The sequence below is a fragment of the Mucilaginibacter sp. genome, from assembly GCF_028288225.1.
In the GTDB taxonomy this organism is placed as follows: Bacteria; Bacteroidota; Bacteroidia; order Sphingobacteriales; family Sphingobacteriaceae; genus Mucilaginibacter.
The window spans coordinates 1-17,367 of sequence record NZ_JAQBOC010000078.1; the positions used below are offsets into that span (position 1 = coordinate 1).

16 protein-coding genes are annotated in these 17,367 nt (G+C 43.1%); 7 read left to right on the forward strand and 9 right to left on the reverse strand.

Annotation, left to right across the window (positions count from 1 at the left end; translation table 11 throughout):
- Both hisS and JWQ54_RS23070 read left to right on the forward strand, forming a co-directional pair.
- The coding region (hisS, locus tag JWQ54_RS23065) for a histidine--tRNA ligase (RefSeq protein ID WP_299589891.1) at positions 1–1,116 on the forward strand (1,116 nt) is incomplete at its 5' end.
- A 166-nt stretch (positions 1,117–1,282) separates the two neighbouring features.
- Complete coding sequence (locus tag JWQ54_RS23070; protein ID WP_299589893.1) at positions 1,283–2,080, forward strand: DJ-1/PfpI family protein; 798 nt, start codon at positions 1,283–1,285, stop codon at positions 2,078–2,080.
- A 115-nt stretch (positions 2,081–2,195) separates the two neighbouring features.
- On the opposite strand, the gene JWQ54_RS23075 is transcribed toward JWQ54_RS23070, so the two are convergent.
- Positions 2,196–2,912, reverse strand: coding sequence for a hypothetical protein (locus tag JWQ54_RS23075; protein ID WP_299589894.1), 717 nt, complete (start codon positions 2,910–2,912; stop codon positions 2,196–2,198).
- Positions 2,913–3,119: 207 nt separating this feature from the next.
- Between JWQ54_RS23075 and JWQ54_RS23080 the strand changes: the two genes are divergently transcribed.
- Together JWQ54_RS23080 and JWQ54_RS23085 are read left to right on the forward strand one after the other, a co-directional pair.
- A complete protein-coding gene (locus JWQ54_RS23080; protein ID WP_299589896.1) occupies positions 3,120–3,833 on the forward strand; it encodes an SAM-dependent methyltransferase in 714 nt (237 codons plus the stop codon).
- A complete protein-coding gene (locus JWQ54_RS23085; protein WP_299589897.1) occupies positions 3,834–5,441 on the forward strand; it encodes an FAD-dependent monooxygenase in 1,608 nt (535 codons plus the stop codon). It abuts the gene before it with no gap.
- Positions 5,442–5,483: 42 nt separating this feature from the next.
- Here the strand turns inward: JWQ54_RS23085 and JWQ54_RS23090 are convergent, their stop codons facing one another.
- A complete protein-coding gene (locus JWQ54_RS23090) occupies positions 5,484–6,083 on the reverse strand; it encodes a tRNA-(ms[2]io[6]A)-hydroxylase (protein ID WP_299589899.1) in 600 nt (199 codons plus the stop codon).
- Positions 6,084–6,187: 104 nt separating this feature from the next.
- Between JWQ54_RS23090 and JWQ54_RS23095 the strand changes: the two genes are divergently transcribed.
- Complete coding sequence (locus JWQ54_RS23095; RefSeq protein WP_299589901.1) at positions 6,188–6,661, forward strand: DUF6252 family protein; 474 nt, start codon at positions 6,188–6,190, stop codon at positions 6,659–6,661.
- 116 nt (positions 6,662–6,777) lie between these two features.
- Here JWQ54_RS23095 and JWQ54_RS23100 read toward each other — a convergent pair whose 3' ends face one another.
- Positions 6,778–7,653, reverse strand: a complete 876-nt coding sequence (locus tag JWQ54_RS23100) for a DMT family transporter (RefSeq protein WP_299589903.1) — start codon at positions 7,651–7,653, stop codon at positions 6,778–6,780.
- 178 nt (positions 7,654–7,831) lie between these two features.
- Here JWQ54_RS23100 and asnS point away from each other — a divergent pair, with 178 nt between their 5' ends.
- Positions 7,832–9,280, forward strand: a complete 1,449-nt coding sequence (gene asnS / locus JWQ54_RS23105) for an asparagine--tRNA ligase (protein ID WP_299589905.1) — start codon at positions 7,832–7,834, stop codon at positions 9,278–9,280.
- A 139-nt stretch (positions 9,281–9,419) separates the two neighbouring features.
- Positions 9,420–9,965, forward strand: a complete 546-nt coding sequence (locus JWQ54_RS23110; protein ID WP_299589907.1) for an SRPBCC family protein — start codon at positions 9,420–9,422, stop codon at positions 9,963–9,965.
- Positions 9,966–10,020: 55 nt separating this feature from the next.
- Here the strand turns inward: JWQ54_RS23110 and JWQ54_RS23115 are convergent, their stop codons facing one another.
- The 6 genes from JWQ54_RS23115 to secA all read right to left on the reverse strand — a co-directional run bounded on the left by JWQ54_RS23115 (position 10,021) and on the right by secA (position 17,189).
- Positions 10,021–10,512, reverse strand: coding sequence for an SRPBCC domain-containing protein (locus JWQ54_RS23115; protein WP_299589909.1), 492 nt, complete (start codon positions 10,510–10,512; stop codon positions 10,021–10,023).
- Between the two features lie 11 nt (positions 10,513–10,523).
- A complete protein-coding gene (locus JWQ54_RS23120; RefSeq protein ID WP_299589911.1) occupies positions 10,524–10,829 on the reverse strand; it encodes a helix-turn-helix transcriptional regulator in 306 nt (101 codons plus the stop codon).
- Between the two features lie 130 nt (positions 10,830–10,959).
- Positions 10,960–11,883 carry a hypothetical protein gene (locus JWQ54_RS23125; RefSeq protein ID WP_299589913.1) on the reverse strand — a complete coding sequence of 308 codons (924 nt, stop codon included), beginning with the start codon at positions 11,881–11,883 and terminating at the stop codon, positions 10,960–10,962.
- A 180-nt stretch (positions 11,884–12,063) separates the two neighbouring features.
- Positions 12,064–13,248: a M20 family metallopeptidase gene (locus JWQ54_RS23130; RefSeq protein ID WP_299589915.1), complete on the reverse strand. Its 1,185-nt coding sequence runs from the start codon at positions 13,246–13,248 to the stop codon at positions 12,064–12,066.
- Positions 13,241–13,705, reverse strand: coding sequence for an SPOR domain-containing protein (locus tag JWQ54_RS23135; RefSeq protein ID WP_299589916.1), 465 nt, complete (start codon positions 13,703–13,705; stop codon positions 13,241–13,243). Before JWQ54_RS23135 ends, JWQ54_RS23130 begins: the two co-directional genes overlap by 8 nt.
- Positions 13,706–13,880: 175 nt before the next feature.
- The gene (secA, locus tag JWQ54_RS23140) at positions 13,881–17,189 is read right to left on the reverse strand and encodes a preprotein translocase subunit SecA (protein ID WP_299589918.1); all 3,309 of its coding nucleotides are present in this window, start codon (positions 17,187–17,189) and stop codon (positions 13,881–13,883) included.
- Positions 17,190–17,367 lie beyond the last annotated feature (178 nt).

Consider the following 17,367-nt stretch of genomic DNA (forward strand, 5'->3'; position numbering starts at 1 on the left):
CTTTCCAACGGGATAACACCACATATTTCTGAAAAAGCCTTGCGCTATGATCTAACTGTGCCATTTGCACGGTATGTGGTAATGCATCAAAACGAGATCACCTTCCCTTTCAAGCGATTCCAGGTGCAGCCGGTTTGGCGTGCAGACAGGCCGCAGAAGGGTCGCTACCGCGAGTTCTATCAGTGCGACGCAGATGTGGTTGGCTCCGATAGTTTGCTTAACGAGGCCGAATTTGTATTGATCTATGACGAAGCTTTAAGCAAGTTGGGATTAAAAGATTTCACCATAAAAATCAATAATAGAAAAATACTATCAGGCATTGCCGAAATTATAGATAAAGCTGATAACATCATTGATCTGACTGTAGCCATTGATAAGCTGGATAAAATAGGCCTTGATGGTGTGATAAAAGAACTCATGGATCGCGGCTTTACTGCAGATGATATTGAAAAAATAAAACCGGTTGTCTTGCTCGAAGGATCAAACAGGAAAAAGCTGGAAAGCCTGCGCAGCGCATTAGCAAGTTCAGTCACCGGCTTAAAGGGCTGCGATGAGCTTGAAACAGTTTTAAACTATGTTGACCTATGCCAACTGCAAACCGCCACCCTGGAATTGGATATAACTTTAGCAAGGGGACTGAACTACTACACCGGCGCCATCTTCGAGGTAAAAACCAACGAGGTAGCCATGGGCAGCATAGGCGGAGGCGGAAGGTATGATGACCTTACCGGAATGTTTGGTTTAAAGGGATTAACAGGGGTGGGCATCTCGTTTGGTGCCGACAGGATCTATGATGTGATGGATGAGCTTAACCTGTTCCCTGAAACAACAAGCGAATCCACCCAATTATTGATCTGTTGCTTTGATAAGGACGGCGAAAAATTTGCCATGCCGATATTGCAGCAACTGCGCAAAAAGGATATCAATGCCGAGCTATATCCCGCAGGCGCCAAACTGAAAAAGCAGCTGGATTATGCCAATAATAAAAACATACCGTTTACCATAATCATCGGCAGCGACGAAATTGAAAGCGGCTTGTTAACCATTAAAAACATGGCTACCGGCCTGCAGGAAAAATGCAGTGCAGATCAGATCCTGGAGGTTATCAATAAATAATATTCCTGGCGATCAATTTCAAACCCAACATTATTGGGGCTGACTGAGAACTTTTGTTTCAATTGTTTCACCATGTTTTACACCAAAATAATCGAGAGACTTGTAACAATTGAAACAGTTTATAATCTGATGGTTAGTACATTTACTAGTAACCCAGATCTCTCATATGAAAAGAGCCTGCCTCATTATATTCCTGGTAATATTCAGCTCAAGCCTGATAAAAGCCCAGCCGTCAGTTGCTGACGATAAAATAATTTATGTATGCGGGCCATGTAATGGCAGTTGTGATGAACTGCAGTTTGATAAGCCAGGTGTTTGTCCGCATTGTAAAATGGAGCTGATTAAAATGAAGCTGGGTGATTTTAAAAAGCAGTTAGTCTTAAAGCGTGTAACCATATGTTTTTACCTGCAGGATGGCGTTGAGGTATTGGATTTCGCCGGCCCTATGGAAGTATTTATAGCTGCCGGATTTAACGTGTTTACTGTATCAAAAAGTTATAAGCCGCTCCGTGCACAAACCGTATTGTTTATAACGCCTGATTACACTATTAATGATGCTCCTCCAGCCGATATCCTTGCTGTTTTTGGTGGAGATACCGGTCCGGGAGTTATTGATGATTCGGTGATGACATGGGTCAAGGCACAAAAAGTGAAGTCTTATTTTTCCGTTTGTACGGGTGCTTTTATATTGGGCAAAGCAGGGTTATTAGATAATCTTACTGCTACTACTTACCATTTACAAATTGATAACCTGCAAAAAGCGTATCCTAAAACAAAAGTTTTAGCCAATACCCGTTTTGTTGATAATGGCAATGTGATTACCACGGCGGGGATCTCTGCCGGGATAGACGGCGCCCTGCACCTGGTTGAAAAACTCCGAGGACGAGCCTATGCAGAAGGTGTTGCCAAAACTATTGAGTATGATAAATGGGTGCCGGAAAATGGGTTGGTGTTAGTGAAGTAGTTGATGGCTGAAAGGGGGATAGTTGGCAGTTTTGAGTTGGCAGTGTGCAGTAAATGAAAGGATTATTAATTACGTAAACCAATCCGAAATAGAACATCCGACCTCCGAAATCAAATCACGCGGCACTTGAAATATACTTCACAAGGCTTCTTTTGGCTACTGGTAATAACGTTTGCTCTAACGGAAAGGTAATATCGCTTTGCACATAATAAACTGCCGGATTGGGCAGATATTTGTTTCTGCGGATCAAATCAAGTTTTACCGTTTCGGGCGTGTTGGAGATGCTTTGCTCCCAGGTATCAATAAAGTTGATATTGATACCGCGGTATTTATCATCCTTGCTTTCAAATATAGTGATCTGGTATTCATAGATAAAGTTCATGCGTTCCCGGCCATTGCGAAGGGAGAAATAGCCATGATAAGGCAATAGCGGCACAATCCCAACGGGATCAATATTCAGCCTGCTCTCTACAAAATCATAGATCTCTTTACCGGTTTGGATGGCGGGATCCATTTTTTGAAGGGCATAGGCTATTATCTGCTCAATCTCGCGCATGGAGCTGTCATCATCCACAATTTTCTGATAGGTAAGCTTCACGGCATCCAGGTCAGCCTGGGTTAAACGTTGCGGAAAGGCCTGCTGCAGCATGCTTTTATTCTTTTTAAAATACAGCAGGTTGTTAAAATGGAATATCAGGTCGGTAAGATTTGGATATAGTTTGCTCTTATCAAAATGGCGGTTTATCTCCTGCAGGTAGTCGAGCAGGATGTATTTTTTATACTCAAAATCTATCGATCCCTCTATAAACCAGTTAATGCCTAATTCCTTCATTATTTCAAACTCCTTTCGATTAATATAAAACCTGGCAAAAAATTCACACCAAATGCATTTTTTCTGCCTCACCTAATCCTCTCCAAAGGAGAGGACTCGAACTTCGTGCTTCTTTTAGAACCTTCTCCTTTGGAGAGAGCAGGGTGAGGCGAATAATTCCAAAATCAAACTCACGTTAAATTAAACAAAAAACAGCAATTTTGCAATATGCCTTTAGGAACCCTTTATTTAATCCCGGTACCGCTTGCCGACGAAGCCGCGGCCAAATCATTCACGCCTTACCTGGTTGATACCGTTAACAGTATTAAGGAATATATTGTAGAGAACGAGAAAACCGCCCGCAGGTTTTTAAAAGAAGCGGGACTGAAAACGCCGCAAAGCGAACTGCTGATCCATGATTACGGCAAACACAACCGCAGCGATGGTACAGGCGAGTTTTTTAAAGGCCTGCAAGCCGGTAACGATGTTGGCCTGATGAGCGAAGCCGGTTGTCCCGGCATTGCAGACCCGGGAGCGGAAATTGTTGAGAAAGCGCACCGCATGGGTATAAAGGTGGTGCCGCTGGTTGGCCCAAGCTCCATTTTGCTGGCGCTGATGGCCTCGGGCTTTAGCGGACAAAGCTTTACCTTTTATGGTTATTTGCCTATTGATAAACTATTGCGCAGCAAAAAGATAAAAGAGCTGGAAAGCTTGTCGGAGCGAAACGACCAAACACAGATTTTTATCGAAACGCCTTTTCGCAATAATCCGATGCTGGAGGAGATTTTGAAAACAGCAAATCCAAAAACACGGTTATGTATAGCATGCGATATAACAGCTGCAACGGAATTAATTCAAACAAAGACCATCGCCGAATGGCAGAAAAAAGTACCCGAGCTGCATAAACGCCCAACCATATTTTTAATATTTCATAAATTATAAGTGGTAATTACTGAGGCACATACCAAAGTACTGATAGTTGGCGCCGGTCCATCCGGGCTGATGATGGCTGCCCAATTGCTTAGGAATGGTGTTCAGCCTGTAATTATTGATATTAGACAAGGGCCTACCGATGAATCAAAAGCACTGGCTGTGCAGGCACGTTCATTGGAGATCTACCGGCAAATGGGCGTTATTGACCGCGTGATTGAAAACGGCAAACAGGCTCAAGGAGTAGTATTTAATGAAGATGGAATGCAGGTTGCGGCTTTAGCATTAGATTATGTTGGCGAAGGGCAAACACCTTTTCCTTATATCCTTTTATACCAGCAAAGTAAAAACGAACGCCTGCTGCTTGATTATTTAACGCTGAACTGCTGCCCGGTTTATTGGGAAACCACCTTAATTACACTAAAACAAGCAGACGCACAGGTTGAAGTTCAACTGCAAAACGGCGATGAGCCTACCGCACTTACCTGCGATTGGGTTGTTGGGGCCGATGGCGCACATAGTGCTGTACGTAAGCAATTACAGATCCCATTTAACGGTGAAACTTACGGGCATAACTTTTATTTAGCTGATGTTGAGCTGGGTAATGCTGAACTGAATGACAGTAAGGTACACCTGTTCCTGGCTAAAAAAGGCTTTTCTGCATTTTTCCCGATGCCGGAGGCAAACCGTTTCCGCGCCCTCGGTAACCTGCCAGATGAGCTGAGCGATAAAGAAGACTTAAAGGTTGAAGATATATTGCCGGGGCTTGATAAAACAAGCGGATTGTCAATAAAAATCACAGAAACTTACTGGTTTACTACCTACCGCCTGCATCACCGTATGGCAGATAATTTTAGGGCACAACGATGTTTTTTAGTGGGTGATGCTGCACATATCCATTCGCCGGTTGGCGGACAGGGAATGAACACCGGTTTGCAGGATGCCTATAACCTGGGCTGGAAACTGGCAGGCGTGGCTAATGGCCAGTTTAACCAGAAAATCTTAAATAGCTATGCCGCAGAGCGGATACCGGTTGCCAAAAGGCTGCTAAGAACAACCGACAAGGCATTTACCATGATAATGTCTGACAGCTGGTTTACCGGTTTAGTTAAACGTTGGGTAATGCCTGCCTTATTAAAGCTGGCTTGGGGTAATAAAACCATAAGGGCAGGCTTTTTTAAACAGGTATCGCAAATCGCAATTAGTTACCGGGATAGTGCCATCAGCCTGCACATCAGCCAATCAACCCAAATAAAAGCGGGCGACAGGTTGCCCTATTTAAAAGTATTCGACGAAAAAAAGCAGGAAGAAACTGACCTGCACGAGTGGTGCAGCAAGCCAGGCTTTACCCTGATAGTTTTAGGTAGAGTGGCCGAGATAGACCTTTTCGCCCTTGCCAAATGGATTACCCAAAAATACCCGGGCATGCTCAATTTCTTCTATCTGCCGCAATCAGCAAAAAATCAGCCTGTTTTTGATGCTTTTGAAGTAAACGGAAAGCAAGGGAAATCCCTTATTGTAAGGCCCGATATGCATATCGGTTTTTTAAATGATAAGGTGGATATGGTGTTGATGGATAATTATTTACAAAATGTTGTAGGTATTAAAGATTTTAGCTAATTTCTCATCTGGACATCCGCACATCCAAAATTCGCACATCAACTACCCGTGTATGGCCTCCGACTTACCATAGTTTTTTACCACTTTAGCTTCGTAAGCCAAGAATTCGGTCCATCGCTTTTCTACATCAATGCCATCGGCATATTTTTTAGCAAGGCGGATGAACATAGCATAATGGGTTGCCTCGCTAATCATCAGCTCATGATAAAATGCAGATAACTGCTCGTCGTTTATATTTTCAGACAGTACTTTAAACCGTTCACAGCTGCGTGCCTCAATCATAGCCGAAAACAGCAAACGGTCGATCAATTGTACGGTACGGCCACCGCCTATGATGATAAATTTACGCAGCTCATTTACATAATTATCTTTACGCTCACGACCTAAAACAAAGCCGCGTTGCAAAATTATATCATGCACACGTTTAAAGTGATCCATTTCTTCCTGTACCAGCATGGTCATTTCCTGCACTAGGTCAGACAGGTTGGGGTTTTGAACAATGAGTGTGATACCATTACTGGCAGCCTTCTGTTCACAAAAAGCATGATCGGTTAAAAGCTCCTCAATATTGCTTTCAACAACGTTTTTTACCCAAAGGGGATCAGTAGGTAATTGCAGCTTAAGAATGGTTTTTTCACTCACAGCTGCAAAGATAGTTATTGATTGAGTAAATTGGATTAATTGGCTGTAGCGTTGTTTATTAATTTATCGTATTGGTATTTAAATAGCGTTTAACCAATTATATCATGAAAAAAATATTTCTGACAGGCCTTGCTTTTTTCTGTGTATTAATCACTGCCTGCAAAAAAGACAATCAAAATGTTGTTAACGATCTTTTTATAGGAGCCATGAAAAACGGCAGCAACTGGGTGGCTAAGCCCGAGGCTAACTATATTTCTGGTAAAGACTCGCTGCAGATACGCGGATTTAAGGCAGCCGGAGAAGAAAGTTTATATTTCAATTTGAAATTCAGGGGAAAAGGCGCCTATCCTATAAAGTCAGGTCAGTCCCAATATTATACCACTATTGGCCTGGATGTGTTTACAAGTCACTATAAGCTTGATACCACCTTAACAAATAAGGTTACAATAAGGGATTTTGATATTTATACAAATATTGCAAACGGCACTTTTCAGTTAAATTTTATAAAAACCAGCGGGAATGGTGCTGATAAGTTAAGCTTTGCAGGTGGCAAGTTTTATGTTTATGTGCCGGAATGATGGGCATATGCAAATTAGTATCGTTACTTACCACCTGCGATATAGGCAACCGTTGCCGCATCAATTTTATCATATTTCTTATGAGTACCAAACCAAATTACATATGCCGATTGTCTTTAACTTTGCTTAACTTTTAGACTTGTTATTTTGGAGGGCTTCAAAAACGTTATTGCAATTCCACCCAAAACAATCACGCTGCCAATAATTTCTTTTAGCTCCAGCGTTTCATTTAACAGCAATATGGCTAAGAATCCGGCTATTACTGTTTGACTTAGCAGGGCGATAGACACCTTTGTAGATTCCAAAAAACGCAGAGTATGATTAATGGTTAACCACCCGGCCAGCTGGCACAGCAGTCCCATACCTAAAAAACACAGCCAGGCCGTTGAAGAGAAATTAACAAGCTCATTGTGCCGGAACAGATTGATGACGAACAAAAAAGCACTCCCGGCAAGCATGTTATAAAACATAAAAGTGATAGTGCTTATTTTTTGGAGGATGCCGCGGGTAATAACAATATAAATAGCATAAAATAAGCTGGCTAAAAGTGCAAGCGGGATGCCGATGTTAAATTGAAGCGAAAGTATATTTTGGTAGCCAACTAATATAACCATACCAAAAATGGCAACCCAGGTACCGATCCAAAACATCTTGCCCGATTTCCTTTTAAATACCAGGTAGCTTATTAAGCCTACCCAAACCGGGGCAAGGTTGGCAATTAGCGTTGACACAGTGGCTGAGATTTTCACAAGCGATAAGTTCCAAACGGCAATATCGACACCAAAAACCACGCCGCCTATTAAGGCTATTATTAAATCTTTGCGGCTGATTTTTAAATAGCCTTTTATTATGCAATAGGGCAACAGGCAAAGCCAGGCTATAAAGATGCGGTAAAAGCCAGAAGCTAAAGGATCGGCCCCGGCAAGCTTTACAAAAATTGGCGAAAAAGAAATACAGAGGATGCCTATGATAAGACTTGCTTTGGGATTCATTATTGGCAAACTTACTAATTGTATGAACCGGAATTTGTTGAATTAAATAATTTTTCGGTTTTTTTATCTTTTCTACACCTAATATAAAGGCGCTCATTCTGTTAATTCTGAAAATTCCGCTAATTCCGGTTCAGACAAACATCAAATAATCGTATTTTTGCCCCTCAAAATATTTTATATGAGCCAGCGGATCAAGATCAAATCATTATTAGAAAGTGAACAGACAGGTATTGATGTAACAGTTAAGGGATGGGTACGTGCATTCCGTCAAAATCGTTTTATTGCTTTAAATGATGGCTCAACCAATAACAACATCCAAATTGTTGTTGATTTTGAAAATACTGATCCGGCGTTGCTTAAGCGCATCACTTTTGGTGCAGCAATCAGCGTTACCGGCGAGCTGATCCCCTCCTTAGGGCAAGGACAAAAAGTTGAAGTTATTGCAAAGGATATTGAGATATTGGGCGACTGTGACCCGGAAGAATATCCTTTACAGCCCAAAAGGCAAACTTTGGAATTTTTGCGCGAAAAGGCACACCTGCGTTTCCGCACCAATACTTTTGGGGCCATATTCCGTGTGCGCAACAGCCTTTCTTTTGCAGTGCACCAGTTTTTCCAGGAACGCGGGTTTGTTTACCTGCACACGCCTATCATCACAGCATCTGACGCGGAAGGTGCCGGTGAAACTTTCCATGTAACCAACTTCGATTTGGCAAACCCGCCTAAAACAGAGAGTGGCGAAGTTGATTTTTCGCAGGACTTTTTTGCTAAAGCTACCAACTTAACTGTTTCCGGTCAGTTGGAAGGTGAACTGGGTGCAATGGCTTTGAGCGATATTTATACTTTCGGTCCAACATTCCGGGCCGAAAACTCAAACACGACCCGCCATTTGGCCGAGTTTTGGATGATTGAGCCGGAGGTTGCTTTTAACGACCTTAACGACAACATGGACCTTGCCGAGGACATGCTGAAATACGTGATAAAATATGCGCTTGATAAAAACGCGGATGATATTGAATTTTTAACTCAGCGGTTAACCGAAGAAGAAAAGCAAAAGCCACAAAATGAACGTTCAGAAATGACACTGACCGATAAGCTGCAGTTTTGTTTGGATAATGATTTTGAGCGCCTTACTTATACCGAGGCCATCGACATCTTAAAAGAATCGACCCCGAATAAGAAAAAAAAATTCCAATATCCGGTGGAGGGCTGGGGTACCGACCTGCAATCAGAACATGAGCGCTATTTGGTTGAAAAACATTTTAAAAAGCCGGTGATCCTTACCGATTATCCCAAAGAGATAAAAGCATTTTACATGCGCCAGAACGAGCCGGATGCCAATGGCCGCGAAACTGTACGCGCCATGGACATCCTGTTCCCGGGCATCGGCGAAATTGTAGGTGGCTCGCAGCGTGAGGAGCGTTTGGATAAGCTGGAACAACGTATGGACGAAATGGGCATCCCTAAAGATGAGCTTTGGTGGTATTTGGATACGCGCAGGTTTGGCGCTTGTCCGCATGCTGGTTTTGGGCTTGGCTTTGAACGCCTGGTGCTTTTTGTTACCGGCATGGGCAACATCAGGGATGTGATCCCTTTCCCAAGGTATCCGAAGAATGCGGAATTTTAATGAATAATTACACCGATCTTTAAACGCGGATTGCACTGATTTTACTCGGATATGATCCTATATTTTAATGAATTTGGCTGATAAAACGACCAGGGGCAGGCTTGCGAAGTTTTTGAACGGGGAATCCCTTTACAGAGCAATGAAAAGGAAATTCTTTTGGATTAAGCTGCGCAGGTCTGTGCTCATTAAGGCCATTGATGTTAAAAGGATCATTTTCAATCAGCTGTCTATGACGCAAATAGAGCTCTGTACCCATATTAATGCGCCTGTTGAACGCTGTTTTGACATGGCCCGGAGCATTGACCTGCACCTGGAATCGACCAAACAAACCGGCGAAAGGGTTATTGCCGGGCGTGCAAGCGGACTGATAGAGCTGGGTGAAACCGTTACATGGCGGGCAAAACATTTCGGTATTTGGCAAAACCTTACCTCAAAGATCACCGAATTTGATTCTCCTAATTCATTTACTGACGAAATGGTGAGCGGCGCATTTAAAAGCTTCAGGCATGAGCATCTTTTTTATGCAGTGAACAATCAAACGGTAATGAAGGATATTTTCCTGTTTGAATCCCCTTTCGGCTGGTTGGGCAAGGTGGCTAATTTTCTTTTTTTAGGATGGTATATGGAAAAGCTTTTAGTAGAGCGGAATAGGGTGATAAAAGAAACGGCAGAGACCACGCAATAAAAAACAGACAGCCGCCCTTTTGGAGCGGTCATCTGCGCATTCAATGTAATATAAATTAAGATTCCAATAATACTTCGTCCAGGTTGCCAAGTGCCATGGTAAAACCTCCCTCGAAGCCCATTTCGATAATTTTTTCCAGGTCAGCTTCCTTGTCAAATGTAATGGTTACTTCAACTTTTGTTCCTGTTTCAGTTGCTTTAAATTCAATAAGCCAATACATTAGAGGCATACTGTCATCCACATTGCCGTTCTCATCGCAAAAGCAGTCCACAATTGTAAGGCTTTGCTCCGGATCTATCGTTTTAAAATCTACCCGGCACCAATGCCTTTCGCCTTCCGGCCCAACCATGCTGTAGAGCCATAAGCCGCCCTCTTTAAAGTCCATCGTTTTGGTCTCTGTGCGCCATGGCTTAGGCGCCCACCATTTATCCAATATACTGCTTTCTGTCCATGCTTTCCATATCCTGCTGACCGGCGCATTAAATTCCCGGGTAACATGGAGTTTCCTGTTAACCAGATCTTTTGAAATTACTGTGTTGTTTATCATAACTAATGGTTTTATAAGTTCTTTAATACATCATCTAACTGGGTAAAACGATCGTCCCATAGCTTGCGGAAGCTTTCAAGCCATTTGTCTATTTCTTTCATTTTCTGCGGATTAAAATGGTAATGGATTTCGCGGCCGGTGTGTTGTGAATTAACTACCCCACATTCTACCAGGATTTGAATGTGTTTGGATACGGACTGCCGGGTGTTGCCAAAGTGCCCGGCAATTGCATTGGGCGTCATGGCACTGATTGCCAGCAGGCTCAATATGGCCCGTCGGGTAGGATCGGCAATAGCCTGATAAATATCTCGTCTCATATATTTGCAACCGTTTAGTTGCAAATATATGTGCAACCCATCAATTGCGCAAATATTTTTTTATTTATTTACGTAGTTTCCTGGCTCTGTCGCTTTTTCAAATCAGCGAAAGCATAAAAATCAATATAAATCAACGGTTATACTCCTTCTGCACTATCAAAAAACTTGCCCTCTCTATTTTGTGAAAAGGCACATCCCAGTTGCCCTGGTAGGTTATTTTTGCGGGTAAAAGCTCGCCGTTAATATTATTTAGCTCAATATTCATCTGCACATCAAAGCTGAACAGCATATTGTGGTATTTAAGGTCGACGTACCTCCCAAGGATCTGGAAGTTACGCATATCAAAAATGGTGGTCAGCTCGTTTATCACCACATCATTGTCAGCAATGCTTGGCTTTCTTATCACCCTGAACCGATACACCGGGATGGTATCGAGGTATTTGCCGCGGGCAAACTGGTAAAAGTAATAGCCCCTCATATCCTTCCCGAAGATCTCGGTTTTGCTGCTTAGGAACGGCAGCCCTTTTACTTTATGACCGGGAGCAAAAATCAGGGTCTTTAGTTTGTCTTTGTACGATGCATTCTTACCTTCTGCGCCCTGCTTCATTGGGCCGGGCACAAAGTTTGATTTATAGGCATTGGTGAAAATATAATCAAACATTTCAACCGTGTAAAGCTGCGGCTTGCCATTACTTTTATAAAGAGAACCGCTATCGCTTTTTGCCAGGTATTCAGCCTTGGGTTTCCCATCAATATAGCTATGCTTTATTTTACGATAGCTTTTACCCTCTACTTTGTTTTTGCTGTTATAAGTATAAATGCGGTTCTCGGCAGTAAAGCCATAATGCTTCATGTTTTGGAATGCCTGGTAAAAGCCGGTATCAGCCAGTACGGCATCAATAAAATCCTGTGCGTTTAATCTATGTGAATGGATATTTATAGCAGAATCAATAACAATGGTACGAATGGAATCGGGGTTAAAACGTTTGATCTGCTGGGCGTGGGAGCTGAAAGCGAAAAGGAGAAAGCCGAAAGCGGGGAGTAGTTTTTTCATTCTTGTCCTCGCAGGGTCTCTCATAGAGGACCCTGCGCAATGTTTGTGGTTTACTTAATTTTTCATTTGTGCAAGCGGCCGCATTCTCCTCAGAAAGCTAATCCAGCGCAGGGTCCTCTGCGAGAGACCCTGCGGAAACGAGCTACCACGATCTATGAACCATCAACCATGAACCTTTCCCTAATTACCTAACTGCTTAACCGCCAAATAAGCCATTAATCCTGTAGAAATCTTGAACGCATCTTCTTCCACATCAAAGGTTGGCGTATGTACAGAGGATGTAATACCACGGCTTTCATTGCGGGTTCCCAAGCGGTAAAAGCAGGAATCAGCTACCTGTGAGTAATAGGCAAAATCTTCAGCTGCCATCCAGATGTCAAGGTCAAGCACGTTTTCTTTTCCTAAATAATCTTCGGCATGGCCACGGGTTGCTGCAGTTAGCTTTTCTTCATTGATCAGGAACGGGTACCCACGCATAATATTGAACTCGCAGCTGCCGCCCATGCTTTCGCAAATGCCTTCAGCCATTTTTTTCATTTTGATGTGGGCCTCATTGCGCCATTTTTCATCCATGGTGCGGAAGGTGCCTTCCAGGTAAACCTCGTTAGGGATCACATTGGTTGCACCATTTGCTATTACCTTACCAAAGGAAAGAACAGATGGGCTTTTAGGGTCGGCAAAGCGGCTTACTATCTGCTGTAATGCGGTTAGCATGTGCGCCATGATAATAACAGGGTCTACATTTTGCTGGGGTTGCGCACCATGACCGCCCTTGCCTCTTACAGTAACATAGATCTCGTCTGTTGAGGCCATATACTTGCCCGCACGGAAACCTACCTTACCTGCCTCTATTAAAGGCATTACATGCTGCCCTAAAACCGCCTGTGGCTTTGGGTTTTCCAGTACGCCTTCTTTTATCATTATGCTGGCGCCGCCGGGCAGCTTTTCTTCTGCCGGCTGAAAGATCAGCTTTACGGTTCCGCCAAACTGGCTTTTTAAATCTGTTAATATTTTTGCTGTACCTAACAGCGATGAAGTGTGTGCATCATGTCCGCAGGCATGCATTACACCAATATTTTGTGATTTATAGGAAACCTCGTTAACCTCGGTAATAGGCAGGGCATCCATATCAGCCCTTAAGGCTACTACTTTATCCGATGGTTTATCACCTTTTATCAAGGCAACAAGCCCATTGTCGGCCATTCTTTCATATTTCAATCCCAGCTCATCCAGTTTCCCGGCCACAAATGCAGAGGTTTCCACTTCCTGAAAGGAAAGTTCCGGATGCGAATGCAAATGGCGGCGGTTAGCCACAACATCATTAAAAATATTTTTCGACAGCTGTTGAATTTGCTCTTTAATCATTTGAGGGGTCTGTTTTTGGAGGATTTATCTTCTCGGGAATAATAAACAGGCTGCTAAACATCGGCCTTATTTCCTGTACTAATTTCTGCGCTTCCAGGCGCGTTCTGAAATCACCGGCGCGTACTTTAAAGTTTGGCTCATTGTAGATAATGTAAGTACGCAGCTCCGGATATTCTTCGTTAAACTTTGCCTGTGCATCATAGGCAGCCTGCCTGCTTGAGCCGAAAAAGATCTGAACACGATAGCCATTGGACGTTTCTTCTCCCCCGGTTATAGCGCCACCTTTATTAAGAGAGGGGCGCCGGGCCATCAGGGTATCTATCAGCGGATCTTTTATTACCTGAACGGTGCCTCGGGTTTGAGCGCTTGCTAATGCCGGCAAAAATATCGACATAAAAAAAATGCAGCACCTTATTTTACTAAGCTTAGCTGTGTAATAAGATAGTGCATTTTTCATAATATTTTATTCTTCATCGTCTTTGCGAGGAACGAAGCAATCTCTGCACAGGACAATCAACGGACCTTATGTATTGTGGTGACCTAAAAGCGGCTCATGGGTTACCAAAATGCATAAGGTTCATGATTTGTATAGCTCAAAGTTTGCTTCGTTCCTCGCAATGACGCCTTTATTTTTACGCCTGGCCCACGCCATGGCAGTTTTTATATTTTTTACCGCTGCCGCAAGGACAAGGGTCATTTCTGCCTATTTTGTGCTCAACCCTAACTGGTGTTGCTTTTTGAACTTCGCGCATATCCATCATTGGTACGCCGTTTGATTCACTCACCAGTTCAGGTTTTGAGGTACGCATCTTCTTCAGATCAAGCTTTGGTTGTGGCTTTGCTTCGCGAATATCTTCTGCCTCCTGTTGCACCGGGATCCCGCCCCTGAAAAGGAAGCTTACCAGGTCCTTGTTCACACTGGCCAGCATCTGGCGAAACAATTCAAAAGCCTCAAACTTATAAACCAATAATGGGTCCTTTTGTTCGTAAACGGCATTCTGAACAGATTGTTTCAGTTCATCCATTTCACGCAGGTGCTCTTTCCATGCATCATCAATAAGGTAAAGCGTAACATTCTTTTCGAACGATTTAAACACTTCCTGCCCCTTATTGGCAATTGCCTTTTTAAGCGGTACTGATACCTGGATGCCATTTATGCCATCGGTAAAAGGCACTACAATGTTTTCAACATACTCGCCACGGGTATCATATACATCTTTTAAAACCGGGTATGCCTGCTGGGCAATGGCTTCCTGTTTACGTTTGTAAAAATCATTTACCTCCTGGAAAGCCCTGTCAACTAACCCATTTATGTTTTTTGATGCAAATTCATCATGTGAGATCTCAACATCTACAGAGAACAGACGGATCATCTCCAGGGAGAACCCTTCGTAATTGTTTGTTTCTTTATATTCGGTTACCACATCCTCAACCACATCAAAAATGGTGTTGTTAATATCAACTTCCAGTCGTTCGCCAAACAGTGCATTTTTACGTTTTGAGTAAATAACCGTACGCTGTGAGTTCATCACATCATCATACTCCAGCAAGCGCTTACGAATCCCGAAGTTGTTTTCTTCAACCTTTTTCTGAGCGCGTTCAATTGAGTTGGAGATCATGGAGTGCTGGATCACTTCGCCTTCTTCTATCCCCATCCGCACCATCAGGTTACTGATCCTTTCAGAACCGAACAGGCGCATCAGGTTATCTTCAAGCGATACAAAGAACTGTGATGATCCCGGGTCACCCTGGCGTCCTGCACGACCACGCAGCTGGCGGTCAACACGGCGCGACTCATGGCGCTCAGTACCTACAATGGCCAAACCACCGGCATCTTTCACGCCTGCACCAAGTTTTATATCTGTACCACGACCAGCCATATTGGTGGCAATAGTTACAGTGCCTGCCTGACCGGCTTCGGCCACAATGTCGGCCTCCTTCTGGTGCATTTTGGCGTTCAGTACATTATGTTTAATACCGCGCAGCTTAAGCATACGGCTTAATAATTCCGAAATTTCAACCGAGGTAGTACCTACCAGTACCGGGCGGCCAGCAGTTGTCAGGGCAACAATTTCTTCGGCTACTGCATTGTATTTTTCACGTACGGTACGGTAAACCAAATCCTGCCTGTCATCACGGCTGATAGTTGTATTGGTTGGAATTTCAACCACATCCAGCTTGTAGATCTCCCAAAACTCACCTGCTTCGGTAACGGCAGTACCCGTCATACCGCAAAGCTTGTGGTACATACGGAAATAGTTTTGCAGAGTAATAGTTGCAAAGGTTTGGGTAGCATCTTCAACCTTAACATTTTCTTTAGCCTCAATTGCCTGGTGCAAGCCATCAGAGTAGCGACGGCCATCAAGCACACGGCCGGTTTGCTCATCAACTATCTTTACCTTGCCTTCATCTAAAATGTATTCTGTATCTTTTTCAAACAGGGTATATGCCTTTAACAGCTGGTTAACAGAGTGGATCCGTTCAGATTTTATAGAGAAATCGCGCATCAGCTCATCTTTACGGCCAATTTTTTCTTCTGCCGGTAATTCTGATTTTTCAATATCCGAGATCTCGGTACCTACATCAGGCATCACAAAAAAGCTGGGATCTTCGCCTGACGCTGTGATCAGCTCAATCCCTTTTTCTGCCAATTCAACCTGGTTGTTTTTTTCATCAATTACAAAAAACAGTTCGGCATCTACCTTATGCATTTCCTTGCTTTGGTCCTGCATGTAAAAGTTTTCGGTTTTTTGTAAAAGATTCCTGTTGCCGCCTTCGCTTAAGTATTTAATTAAGGCTTTACTTTTTGGCAAGCCTCTAAATGCACGCAATAATGCTAAACCACCTTCGTCGGGTCCGCTTTTGCCTTCGGCAATTAATTTTTTAGCTTCATTTAAAACACCGTTCACATAGTTTTTTTGTGCATTAACCAGGCGCTCAATGCGCGGTTTCAACTCATAAAACTCATGTTCATCACCGCGGGGAATAGGGCCTGAGATGATCAGCGGTGTACGGGCATCATCAATTAATACAGAGTCAACCTCATCCACCATGGCATAATGCAGTTTTCCCTGCACTAATTCTTCAGGACTGCGTGTCATATTGTCACGCAGGTAGTCAAAACCAAACTCATTGTTGGTGCCAAAAATAATATCCGACTGGTATGCGTGGCGTCGTTCTTCAGAATTTGGCTCATGTTTATCAATACAATCAACCGATAAACCGTGAAACTCATAAAGCGGGCCCATCCATTCAGAGTCACGGCGTGCCAGATAGTCATTCACGGTTACAATATGTACACCCTGGCCGGCAAGTGCGTTCAGATATGCGGGCAGAGTAGCTACCAGCGTTTTACCTTCACCTGTGGCCATTTCAGCAATTTTACCCTGGTGCAATACAATACCGCCTATCAGCTGTACATCGTAATGTACCATGTCCCAGGTAACTTCATTGCCTGCAGCCAACCAGGTATTATGGTGAATGGCGTTGTCGCCTTTTATAATTACGTTTTGTTTACGGGCAGCCAGGTCGCGGTCAAACTGTGTTGCTGTAACCTCAATAGTTTTATTTTCTTTAAACCTTAAGGCTGTTTCTTTCACCACGGCAAAACCTTCAGGAAGAATGCGCATTAGTATTTCTTCCAGTTCCTTGTTTCGATCTTTTTCAAGCTTATCAAGCTGGGTATATAGTTCAACCTTTTCATTTACATCAAGGTTGGGGTTCTCTTCAATCCGCTCTTTAATTGCGCCTATCTCGCCGTCAATAGCGGCAAGGCCTTCAGCAATAGTTTCCTTAAAGCTTATGGTTTTAGCTCTAAGCTCATCGTTACTTAAGCTGCCAAGTTTGGCAAATTCAGCCTTTACCTTTTCAACTATAGGCAAAATGCTTTTTACGTCCCGATCTGATTTGCTTCCGAAAAGCTTACTTATAAAATTTAACATGCTATTTTTTATCTGTTGCAACAAACTCAACAATTGCGCCACAGCAATTTATGAGCCATTATGACAGACAAAGTTACAGTTTTTGATTTGGATTACACCGATTTTACGATGATTTCACCAATTATTGGAGATGATTATATTGATTTGAAATTGATTTCACCGATTATCAAAAAGATGA

What these genes read in the sequence shown, in the direction of transcription:
- JWQ54_RS23070 (WP_299589893.1), top strand. Translation starts at nt 1,283, where the DNA reads ATGAAAAGAGCCTGCCTCATTATATTCCTGGTAATATTCAGCTCAAGC.
- JWQ54_RS23075 (WP_299589894.1), bottom strand. Translation starts at nt 2,912, where the DNA reads ATGAAGGAATTAGGCATTAACTGGTTTATAGAGGGATCGATAGATTTT.
- JWQ54_RS23080 (WP_299589896.1), top strand. Translation starts at nt 3,120, where the DNA reads ATGCCTTTAGGAACCCTTTATTTAATCCCGGTACCGCTTGCCGACGAA.
- JWQ54_RS23095 (WP_299589901.1), top strand. Translation starts at nt 6,188, where the DNA reads ATGAAAAAAATATTTCTGACAGGCCTTGCTTTTTTCTGTGTATTAATC.
- JWQ54_RS23100 (WP_299589903.1), bottom strand. Translation starts at nt 7,653, where the DNA reads ATGAATCCCAAAGCAAGTCTTATCATAGGCATCCTCTGTATTTCTTTT.
- asnS (WP_299589905.1), top strand. Translation starts at nt 7,832, where the DNA reads ATGAGCCAGCGGATCAAGATCAAATCATTATTAGAAAGTGAACAGACA.
- JWQ54_RS23110 (WP_299589907.1), top strand. Translation starts at nt 9,420, where the DNA reads ATGAAAAGGAAATTCTTTTGGATTAAGCTGCGCAGGTCTGTGCTCATT.
- JWQ54_RS23115 (WP_299589909.1), bottom strand. Translation starts at nt 10,512, where the DNA reads ATGATAAACAACACAGTAATTTCAAAAGATCTGGTTAACAGGAAACTC.
- JWQ54_RS23120 (WP_299589911.1), bottom strand. Translation starts at nt 10,829, where the DNA reads ATGAGACGAGATATTTATCAGGCTATTGCCGATCCTACCCGACGGGCC.
- JWQ54_RS23125 (WP_299589913.1), bottom strand. Translation starts at nt 11,883, where the DNA reads ATGAAAAAACTACTCCCCGCTTTCGGCTTTCTCCTTTTCGCTTTCAGC.
- JWQ54_RS23130 (WP_299589915.1), bottom strand. Translation starts at nt 13,248, where the DNA reads ATGATTAAAGAGCAAATTCAACAGCTGTCGAAAAATATTTTTAATGAT.
- JWQ54_RS23135 (WP_299589916.1), bottom strand. Translation starts at nt 13,705, where the DNA reads ATGAAAAATGCACTATCTTATTACACAGCTAAGCTTAGTAAAATAAGG.
- secA (WP_299589918.1), bottom strand. Translation starts at nt 17,189, where the DNA reads ATGTTAAATTTTATAAGTAAGCTTTTCGGAAGCAAATCAGATCGGGAC.